A 7,162-nucleotide genomic window follows, 5' to 3' on the forward strand; every position below is an offset into this window, starting at 1 on the left:
CCCACTTTCTACCGGGGCGGCCCAGCCGTCTGGTAGCCTTCGCCGAGGCCCCAGGTTCCTTCGGTCCAGTGGTATGGCTGCTTGCAGGTCACTTCCCGGACCAGATCCCGACCGACCAGGGACGGGGCCCGGCGCGCCTTGTCGATCAGGGAAGCGGGATCCAGGTCGACCGAGGAGATCACCCCGGTCTGGGCGCCATGATCGCGGATATGCCGCACCAGTGCCCGGGTATCGATCCCCTGAATGCCGACGATGGCGTTCTGTTGCAGGTATTCGTCGAGAGTGGCGGTGCTGCGCCAGTTGCTGGGGTAAGGACAGGCCTCCTTGACCACAAAGCCGGACAGAAACGGACGGTCGGACTCGACGTCTTCGGGGTTGACGCCGTAATTGCCGATAAGGGGATAGGTCATGGTCACGATTTCACCGCAATAGGACGGATCGGTCAGAATTTCCTGATAACCGGTCATGCTGGTGTTGAAAACCACCTCTCCGGTGACTTCCCCCCGGGCGCCGAAGGCTTTGCCAACAAAAACCCTGCCGTCGGCAAGGGCCAGAATTGCTTTCATGGGGACTTACTCCTTACAGTTCTTGAAATGCTGTCGAGGCTTCCGTATCCAGTATTATGGCGCCGTTTCCAAAAGGCGCGCCACCACATACCATCATCAGATTCCCGGAGGTCCGGAACCTCAGCCGTCTATCTTTTAAACCTGACGCGTCCATCCACCAGAGTGCAGATTGCGCGACCTTTGAGTTTCCACCCGCCAAACGGGGTATTCTGGCTTCGTGACCGCCCTGCCGCGGGATCCATAGTCCATTTGACTTCCGGATCAATGATGGTCACATCGGCGGGTCGGCCGACCTCCAGCGTTCCGCCGGGAAGATTCAGGGCTCGGGCCGGGCCGGCCGTCAGGCAGAAAATGGCCTCGGAAAGGGACAGAACCCCCTCTTCCACAAGCCGCAGGGTGAGCGGCAAGGAGGTTTCCAGACCGATGATGCCGTTCAGCGCCAGATTGAATTCCACGTTCTTCTCATCGAGATGATGGGGGGCATGATCGGTGGCAATGACGCTCAGGGTGCCATCCGCCAGCCCGGCGCGTATCGCTTCGAGGTCATCGCCAGAGCGCAGCGGCGGATTCATCTTGGCATTGGTGTTGTATCCCCGCACCGCGTCTTCGGTGAGGGTAAAGTAATGTGGCGCGGTCTCCGCGGTAACACGCACCCCCCGTTTCTGCGCGGCGCGGATGATGTCAACGGCTCCGCGGGTCGAAACATGAGCAATATGCAGACGGGCTCCGGTATACTCAGCCAGCATCACGTCCCGGGCGATGGCGGCGACTTCAGCAACCCAGGGGATTCCGCGCAGCCCCAGTTCGGTAGCCACGAAGCCATCGTTCATTACACCATCGCCGACCAGGGTCAAATCTTCGGAATGGCTGATCAGGGGCAGGTCGAAGGAACGTGCATATTCGAGAGCGCGGCGCATGATTTCGCCGTTGGTCACCGGATGACCGTCATCGGATGCCGCAACGCATCCGGCATTCTTCAGATCTCCGAGTTCGGCAAGGGATTCCCCCTTGAGGCCCTTGGTGATGGCGCCAACCGGATAAACTCTGGTGTGGGCGACCTGTGCGGCCTTCTCCAGAATATAGCGGGTGGTAGCCTTGCTGTCGTTAACCGGGGCGGTATTGGGCATGCAGGCGACCGCGGTAAACCCACCGGCGGCCGCGGCGCGAGTGCCTGATTCGATGTCTTCCTTGTACTCGAACCCGGGGTCGCGCAAGTGCACATGGATGTCAATCAGGCCCGGCGTCACAAGACAGCCGGAAGCATCGATGCATTCGGCATCCTCAACCTCGATGTTTGGCGACATGTCAGCGATGCTGCCGTCCTTGATCAGAAGATCGCACGACATGTCGATGCCGTGTGCCGGATCCAGTACCCGTCCGTTTTTAATAATGGTGTTCATAATTATCCCCTATTCGCGCAGGAACGTGTTATTGCGCCGAATCTTCAAGCTTTTCACCGCCGGAAACGAGATAAAGCAGGGCCATGCGCACGGCAACGCCGTTTTCCACCTGATGAAGAATCACGTTCTGGTTGCCATCGGCGACGGAGGAGGCAATTTCAACGCCGCGATTCATCGGACCGGGATGCATGACGATAGCATCAGGTTTGGCAAGTTTCATGCGCTCCGGGTTGAGCCCGAAAAACATGGCGTATTCCCGCAGTGACGGCAACATGGTTTTGCCTTGGCGTTCCTGCTGAATGCGAAGCATCATGACCACATCCGCGCCATGGATGGCATCTTCGATGCGATGAAACACCCTGGCGCCAAGCCGCTCAATGCCAGGCGGCAGCATGGTTCCGGGACCGCAAAGCCTGACGTTCGCGCCCAGCTTGTGCAGGGCGTAAACATTGGAACGGGCAACCCGGCTATGGGTAATGTCGCCGATAATGGCCACTGTCAGCCCTTCGATCTGCCCTTTGTGTTGCCGCATCGTCAAAATATCGAGCAGCGCCTGACTGGGATGTTCGTGCGCGCCGTCGCCCGCGTTGATGACGGAAAAGTCACAACGTTCAGCCAGGTAATGGGGCGCGCCGGAGCAGGAATGACGCATCACGATAATGTCGGGCTTCATGGCTTCGAGATTTCTGGCGGTGTCTTCAAGGGTTTCCCCTTTGACGACCGCTGAAGTCGATGCGCTGATGTTTACCGTGTCGGCGGAAAGCCGTTTCCCGGCAATCTCGAAGGAGGTGCGAGTTCGGGTGCTGGCTTCAAAAAAAACGTTGATGATGGTTTTTCCCCTCAGGGTCGGAACTTTCTTGATCGGCCTGAGGCTGACTTCCTTGAAGCTCTCGGCCGTGTCGAGAATCAGGGCGATGTCCTCCGGCGACATCTGCTCGATGCCAAGAATATGTTTGTGGTTGAATGCCATATCGCATCTCCTGACTTGAGAGTTCGTTTATTCGAAAACCAGTTGAGCGAGAAAAGCTGAACCTGTTTATATCTTTTCGCCATAGCCTCAGGGCTTGGTCAGACAGACTTCTACGGGGCGCTGCTGCTCGTCAAACCGTACAGTTACTTTCTCAATGGCGGCGGTAGGCACATTCCGTCCGACGAAATCCGGGCGGATCGGGAGTTCCCGGTGGCCGCGATCGATAAGAACCGCCAGCTGGATATTGCGAGGGCGGCCCATATCCATCAGCGCATCCATGGCGGCCCGTATGGTGCGCCCGGTATACAGAACGTCGTCGACCAGAACGATGCGCTTGCCGTCGACGGGAAAGGGAATGTCCGTTCTGCCGACCGGCAGACTGCCACGGGATGCAAGATCGTCGCGATACATGGTGATGTCCACGGTACCAAGCGGAACCGTTGTGCCTTCGATATCCTGCAAGCGTTTTTGCAATCGCAGCGCCAGATGATCTCCACCGGTGCGGATGCCGACCAGAGCCAGATCCGCGGTTCCGTGATTGTGTTCGAGGATCTCATGGGCGATACGTGTCAGGGCCCGACTGATGGCCGCTTCGTCGAGAATGATGGTTTCGGTTTTCCCCATTGGATTACCCCCCCCCGGATTTCTGGCAAAAAAAAGGTATCCTCTCTTTCGGGAGAAGATACCCGGACTGGTGCTTTCATCGTTCGCTATTGTCGGTATAACCACCCTTGCTAACCTCTCGGATTAACTTAAAAGGCATTATTCTTGCTGTTTCCAAATCTTTCGAATTGTACAGAAAGAAGGTTATCTTGTCAAACCAAAATCTTCCGCCTGCCCTATTCGATGGTGCGGCCGATGCGGTTCCATCGCGGACGGTTTTTGGCGCTGTCCCAAGACCAGTATTTGATGAAAGCCAGACCTTTGATTTTGGATTTTTCGACAAAACCCCAGAATCGACTATCGAAGGAGTGGTCGCGGTTGTCTCCCATGACGAAAAACTTATCCGGCGGCACTGTGACAGGAAACAGGTTGTCGCGTCCGGAGTCTGCACTGAAGGAAGGGTCTTTGTGGACTTCCTGCGGAAGCACCAAAGGCTCGCCGTTGACATAGACTGTTTTATCGCGAACCTCCACCACATCTCCCGGCACACCGACGATCCGCTTGATGAAATCCCTGCGTTTGTAAAACGGCAGTTCCTCATCAAGGGGAAATTCAAAGACGATGACATCTCCCCGACCGGGATCGCGCAGAGGAAGCAGCCGCTCGTCAGACCAGGGAACCCTGGTTCCGTAAACGAACTTGTTGACCAGCAGATGGTCACCAATCAGCAACGTATCTTCCATGGATCCCGATGGAATTTTAAAGGCCTGAAAAAAGAAGGTTCGAATTATCAGCGCCAGAACCAGGGCGACGCCGATGGCCTCGCCCCACTCCCGATACCAGGGTTTCGGGGATTTAAGGGAAGGTGATTCCAATTGCGTTGATTTACCCATGAAAACTATTCCTTTACTTTAAGAATGGCGAGAAAAGCTTCCTGCGGCAGCTCGACATTGCCGACCTGCTTCATGCGTTTCTTGCCCTCCTTCTGTTTTTCGAGCAATTTGCGTTTGCGGGTGATATCGCCGCCGTAACATTTGGCCGTCACGTCCTTGCGCAGGGCTTTAACGTTGGCCCTTGCCACGACCTTGTTGCCAATGGCGGCCTGCACCGCAACCTCGTATTGCTGGCGGGGGATGAATTCCTTCATCTTGCTTACCAGTTCCCGTCCACGAAGCTGGGATTTGTCACGGTGCACGATCAGCGACAGGGCATCGACAACCTCACCATTGACCATGATGTTCAGCCGGACCAGGTCGCTGGGTCGATAGTCGAGAAACTCGTAGTCGAGGGATGCGTACCCCCGGCTCACGGTCTTGAGGCGGTCGTAAAAATCGAGCACGATTTCATTCAGGGGCAGCTCATAAATCACCATCACGCGGTTCGATGTAAGATACTTGATTTCACGCTGGATGCCGCGTTTTTCCTCGCAAAGGGCGAGCACACCGCCGACATAATCGTTCGGCACGTGGACCGAAGCCAGGATGAACGGCTCGAGAATCCGGTCGATGTATTGTACATCGGGCAGCTTGTTGGCACTGTCAACCACCAGTTCCTCGCCCTTGGTCGTGATGACACGGTAGCGTACCGTCGGCGCGGTGGTGATCAACTCCATGTTGAATTCCCGCTCGAGGCGTTCCTGGATTATCTCCATATGCAGCAGTCCGAGGAAACCGCAGCGAAAGCCAAAACCCAGCGCCAGGGAATTTTCCGGCTCGAAAGAGAAGGATGCATCGTTGAGCCGTAGTTTTTCCATGGCATCCCGCAGGGCATCGTAATCACCGCTGTCGATGGGATACAGCCCGGAATAAACCATGGGCTTGACTTCCTGGAAACCGGCCAGGGGCTTGTCGGCGCAACGGTTCAGATGGGTGATGGTATCGCCGACCTTGGCATCCTGCAGCACCTTGATGCCGGCGATGATGAACCCAACCTCCCCCGCCGCCATTTCGGGCATCTCCACAGGATGGGGGGTGAAGGCGCCGATCTTAAGCACTTCATAGCTGCGTCCGCTGGCCATCAGATGGATCTTCTCCCCCTTTTTCAAGGTTCCGTCGAATATCCGCACCAGCATGATGACGCCTTGGTAGGAGTCGTACCAGGAGTCGAAAATCAGCGCTTTGAGCGGCGCATCGGCATCCCCGGCGGGCGCCGGCACTTTGGCGACAATCGCTTCGAGGATTTCGTGAATGCCGATACCCTCCTTGGCGCTTGCCTCGACGGCATCGGAAGCGTCCAGGCCAATGATCTCTTCGATTTCCTCCTTGATGCGCGCCGGTTCGGCGCCTGGCAGGTCAATCTTGTTAAGGACCGGAAATACCTCGAGGTTCTGGTCAATGGCCAGGTATACGTTGGCCAAAGTCTGGGCTTCCACACCCTGCGACGCATCGACAACCAGCAATCCGCCTTCGCAGGCAGCCAGGGACCGGCTTACTTCATAGCTGAAATCGACATGACCGGGCGTATCGATCAGGTTCAGGATGTAGTCCTTGCCGTCATCGGCCCGATATTTTAAACGTACGGCCTGGGCCTTGATGGTAATGCCGCGTTCTCTCTCCAGATCCAGTTTATCGAGAAACTGATTGGTTTTTTCGCGATCCGTCAGGGCACCGGTCGTTTCCAGAAGACGATCCGCCAAAGTCGACTTGCCATGGTCGATATGGGCGATAATGGAAAAATTACGAATCCTGCTGCGGTCCATGGGACTCTTTTCTTTAGGGTTTATGGATAGATATGCGAATGGAGTAATTTACAAAAACCCCCTGTTTTTGTAAAGGGAAAAGGCGCCGGGTCAGGACGCCTGATATTGCCGGGAGGATCATTTTAGCATTGCTTCCTGTCCCTGCCGTCGTTAACATCTCGCTACCGTTTAAAACGGAAGCGGCTATTTGGCAGGCTGCCGAAAACGCTCTTGTATGCAAGCTATGGCAATCTTGCGTCGGTATTCATTCAAGTTTCAGGGAGTGAGGCATTGACAACCATTGATGAACTGATTGGAAATTCCGCAAATAAAACCCCGGGAAAGACAGCCTTGCGTTTCAAGGTCGCGGGATCCTGGCAGAGCATGACTTATCGCCAGCTATGGGAAGACGTGCAGCGCACCGCATGCGGCCTGCGTCAATGGGGGATACGCAAAGGGGACCGGATTGCTCTTATAGGCGGCACTTCGGCGGCCTGGATTACCGCCTACCTCGGCAGCCTGCAAAGCGCGGCTGTTGTGGTGCCCGTGGACAAGGAACTCAAAGCCGGGGAACTGCGCCATGTTCTGGGTGATTGCGGCGCCCGGTTAATATTTACCGATCTGGCACATCTCGGGGTGCTCACCGATATCGCATCCAACCTCCACCATCTTGAAAAAATCGTTACACTGGATACCCCCCCCGAAAAGACGATGTCTTCACAAATCAGGCAGACCATGGGAGATATCGTCGATGCCTGGCGTGAACTGGCCAGGCAGTACCGTATTTCCACCGAAGAGCAGCAACGCGTTGAAAGCCTGGGTCGAAACCTTGAGCGGATGTTGCTGCATCCGGTAGAAAGAAAGGTCGCCGGCACCATAACCGAATGGATCAAGAGTGTATTCAAAGATATGGATTAAACCCGACGCTCCATTTTACGGCGCTATT

Annotated in this window: 6 protein-coding genes and 1 pseudogene; 1 reads left to right on the forward strand and 6 read right to left on the reverse strand. The window is 55.9% G+C overall.

The window, feature by feature from the left end; genetic code table 11:
• Nucleotides 1-23: 23 nt before the first annotated feature.
• From AB7E65_RS11155 to lepA, 6 genes and pseudogenes are all read right to left on the reverse strand, one after another.
• Nucleotides 24-566: pseudogene (locus AB7E65_RS11155) on the reverse strand (carbamoyl-phosphate synthase domain-containing protein); the annotation flags it as partial.
• 128 nt (nt 567-694) lie between these two features.
• Complete coding sequence (locus AB7E65_RS11160) at nt 695-1,966, reverse strand: dihydroorotase (RefSeq protein ID WP_428745919.1); 1,272 nt, start codon at nt 1,964-1,966, stop codon at nt 695-697.
• A gap of 28 nt (nt 1,967-1,994) precedes the next feature.
• A complete protein-coding gene (locus tag AB7E65_RS11165; RefSeq protein ID WP_072287696.1) occupies nt 1,995-2,936 on the reverse strand; it encodes an aspartate carbamoyltransferase catalytic subunit in 942 nt (313 codons plus the stop codon).
• Between the two features lie 87 nt (nt 2,937-3,023).
• On the reverse strand, nt 3,024-3,560 hold the full coding sequence (gene pyrR, locus AB7E65_RS11170; RefSeq protein WP_072287695.1) for a bifunctional pyr operon transcriptional regulator/uracil phosphoribosyltransferase PyrR: 537 nt from the start codon (nt 3,558-3,560) through the stop codon (nt 3,024-3,026).
• Between the two features lie 215 nt (nt 3,561-3,775).
• Complete coding sequence (gene lepB / locus AB7E65_RS11175) at nt 3,776-4,432, reverse strand: signal peptidase I (RefSeq protein WP_072287694.1); 657 nt, start codon at nt 4,430-4,432, stop codon at nt 3,776-3,778.
• 5 nt (nt 4,433-4,437) lie between these two features.
• Nucleotides 4,438-6,237 (reverse strand): translation elongation factor 4, encoded by a 1,800-nt coding sequence (gene lepA / locus AB7E65_RS11180; protein ID WP_072287693.1) that lies wholly within the window; start codon nt 6,235-6,237, stop codon nt 4,438-4,440.
• A gap of 270 nt (nt 6,238-6,507) precedes the next feature.
• On the opposite strand from lepA, the gene AB7E65_RS11185 reads away from it, so the two are divergent.
• On the forward strand, nt 6,508-7,134 hold the full coding sequence (locus AB7E65_RS11185) for an AMP-binding protein (protein ID WP_428745920.1): 627 nt from the start codon (nt 6,508-6,510) through the stop codon (nt 7,132-7,134).
• The last annotated feature ends 28 nt before the right edge of the window (nt 7,135-7,162 follow it).

The organism is Syntrophotalea sp. (assembly GCF_050253115.1).
GTDB lineage: Bacteria > Desulfobacterota > Desulfuromonadia > Desulfuromonadales > Syntrophotaleaceae > Syntrophotalea > Syntrophotalea acetylenica.